4 protein-coding genes are annotated in these 2,525 nt (G+C 73.3%); 3 read left to right on the plus strand and 1 reads right to left on the minus strand.

Annotated elements, in window-relative coordinates; all coding sequences use genetic code 11:
- Window positions 1-268 precede the first annotated feature (268 nt).
- Together D6689_22995 and D6689_23000 are read left to right on the plus strand one after the other, a co-directional pair.
- On the plus strand, window positions 269-652 hold the full coding sequence (locus D6689_22995) for a response regulator (GenBank protein RMH35953.1): 384 nt from the start codon (window positions 269-271) through the stop codon (window positions 650-652).
- Complete coding sequence (locus tag D6689_23000; GenBank protein ID RMH35954.1) at window positions 591-1,202, plus strand: hypothetical protein; 612 nt, start codon at window positions 591-593, stop codon at window positions 1,200-1,202. Before D6689_22995 ends, D6689_23000 begins: the two co-directional genes overlap by 62 nt.
- Window positions 1,203-1,243: 41 nt before the next feature.
- Here D6689_23000 and D6689_23005 read toward each other — a convergent pair whose 3' ends face one another.
- Entirely contained in the window at window positions 1,244-1,831 is a 588-nt protein-coding gene (locus tag D6689_23005) for a pilin (protein ID RMH35955.1), read from the minus strand.
- A gap of 187 nt (window positions 1,832-2,018) precedes the next feature.
- On the opposite strand from D6689_23005, the gene D6689_23010 reads away from it, so the two are divergent.
- A partial coding sequence (locus D6689_23010; GenBank protein ID RMH35956.1) for a hypothetical protein occupies window positions 2,019-2,525 on the plus strand: 507 nt, incomplete at its 3' end.

The following is a 2,525-nucleotide window of genomic DNA, read 5'->3' on the forward strand; positions in this document are numbered from 1 at the left end:
ACACATCGACGGCGCTCGCCCGCCCCGTTCATCCGAGCGGCGGTGGACGTGAGGGCGGAGCCGCGAACCCGCCGGGAAGCCTCGACCGCGGTCGAGTTGCCCACCCGTTCCAGGGCTCACTTCGGCCGATCGCGAAAAAACTGCGCGGAACGTTCAGAGCCGCCGCACGACCTGCGGTCGCGCCGGCCGGTACCCACTCGGCAGCACCGCAACGCGCCGCAGAGCGGCCGCCATTCTGGCAAGCGCCTTGCATACCGGAACCGTCGTGATGAACCGCGTGCTCGTCGTGGACCCGGACCCCGTCGCGCGCTCGAGCCTCGCCGAGCTGCTCGCCGGCGACGGCTACACGGTGCGGGCGGCCGCGGGGGCTACCGAGGCGCTGCGCATCCTCGGCGAGTTCCCGGCCGACTGGGTCGTCACCGACCTCGACTTGCCCGACCTGAGCGGCAAGCTGTTCATCCGCACCGTGCGCGCCTGGGCCCGCAAGCCGCACGTGCTCGCCTACACCGCGCGCGACGCGGGCCGCCACGTCGACGACGCCGAGGTAGTCAGCAAGCCGGTGTCGTACGAGGGGTTGCTCGCGTGGCTCGATGCGACGTCGGCCGGGCGCGTGCGCCGCCGGCGCGACACGGGCCAGGTGCCGACCCGTTGACCGCCGCGCGGTGCGCTCCGGCGCGCGCTACACTGCCGGCGTGTCCGCCGCAGCGTACGTCGTGACCCTCCTCGGACCGGATCGGCCCGGCCTGGTCGAACGCGTGTCCGCCGTCGCCCTCGAGCACGGCGCCAACTGGGAGGCCAGCCGCCTCGTCCGCCTCGGCGGCCGGTTTGCCGGCGTGCTGCTCGTGCGCCTGCCGCCCGAACGCGCCGGCGACCTGCGCGCCGCGCTCGCCGGCATCGGCGACCTGCGCGTCGCGGTCGACGAAGCCGGGGCCGATCCCGACGCCCCCGGTGACGCCGCGCACCTCGAGGTCGTCGGCCACGACCGCCCGGGCATCGTCCGCGCCATCTCCCGCGTGCTCGCCGCCCGCGAGGTCAACGTCGAGGAACTCGAGACCGCGTGCGCCAGCGCGCCGATGACGGGCGAACCGCTGTTTCGCATGACCGCCGCGCTTCGCCTGCCGCCAAACGTATCGGTCGACGACCTGCGCGCCGCACTCGAAGCGCTCGCGCACGACCTGATGGTCGACATCGCGATCGAGTGAGCGCACCGCGCAGCGGTCTCGCCGTCGCGCGGCTGCCGCGCTCACTCCAACTCGTCGTGCGCGTACAGCCCGGCGCCGGCGTGCGTCTCGCCGCGGTCCCCCTCGATCGCGTACATCTCGAAGGTGGCGTAGTTGCCATCGCAATCGAGGTCGCCCATCGCCCGCGCCGTGAAGGCGTCGCCGACGATGTCGTACGCGTACATGTAGTAGTGCGGTTCGACGAGTTCGAACTTCACCAGCTGCCAGTACGGCGACGCCCACAGCTCCGCCTGCGGCACGCACTGCCCGCCCATGGCGCAGCACGTCCCGAGCGATGGCGTCATCGGCGCGTGCGTGTCCTCGGGTCCCACCGGACCGCCGGGCGACGACGAATACCCGCGCCCTACCAATGTGTCGGTGTCGTGGATGCTCACGCGCGCCCCCTCGACGATCTTGCGCAGGTTGGTGGTCGCCTCCGCCGTCTTCGCCTTGCGCGCGTAGCGCTGAAACGCCGGCACGGCGATCGCGGCGAGCACGCCGACGATCGCAACGGCCACCATGAGTTCCACCAGGGTGAAGCCACGGCCGCCCGTCCCCCGCGTGCGCCGAACCACGGCCCAATGGTAACCACGAGCGCGCCAGTCCGCCATAGGCCTCGCGCCCCCTCACGGCGCCAGCGGCGCGGGAACGGCTCGCGCGGGCCCGCCCTGCCGTCGTCGGCCCGCCTCGCTCGCCCCGGGATGTGCATCGACAACCACGGTCGCCGGCCGGCGCACTCCGGGGGATCACAGGCGCGCCGGGTGGCACGCGCGCAGCCCGGCGGGTAGGGTCCGGGCGATGTCCGATGTCACCCTCGACCACCTGCTGGCCGTTGCAAGCCGAGCGCCGGTGGCCGCTTACGGTGCGCCACCCGCGCTCGCCGCGCTCGTCGCCGCGCGCGTCGCGGGCGGCGGCGAACCGCTGGTCGTCGTCCTACCCGACGAGGCGGCCGCGGCCCGCCTCGCCGAGGACATCGCGTTTTTTCTGCCGCCGGGGGACGCGGACCGCGTGGTGCACGTCCCCGCGATCGACACGTCGCCGTACGCCGAGTTGTCGCCGGATCGGCGCGCTGTGATGCAGCGGCTCGCCGCGTTGTTTCGACTGTCGCACGGCGACGGGAGCGACATCGTGGTGCTGTCGGCGCTGTCACTGATGCGGCGCACGCTTCCGCCCGACGAGCTGTCGGCGCTCACCGACGTGTTGATCGCGGAGGAGGAGATCGACCGGGACCGCACCGTCGACCTGCTCGTGCGCGCCGGCTACGCGCGGGTGCCGGTCGTCGAAGATCCGGGGACGTTCGCGGTG

Source organism: Deltaproteobacteria bacterium (genome assembly GCA_003696105.1).
In the GTDB taxonomy this organism is placed as follows: domain Bacteria; phylum Myxococcota_A; class Polyangia; order Haliangiales; family J016; genus J016.

Bases quoted from the DNA above. Each gene is read 5' to 3' on its own strand.
- D6689_22995 (RMH35953.1), top strand. From the start codon at position 269: ATGAACCGCGTGCTCGTCGTGGACCCGGACCCCGTCGCGCGCTCGAGC.
- D6689_23000 (RMH35954.1), top strand. From the start codon at position 591: ATGCGACGTCGGCCGGGCGCGTGCGCCGCCGGCGCGACACGGGCCAGG.
- D6689_23005 (RMH35955.1), bottom strand. From the start codon at position 1,831: ATGGCGGACTGGCGCGCTCGTGGTTACCATTGGGCCGTGGTTCGGCGC.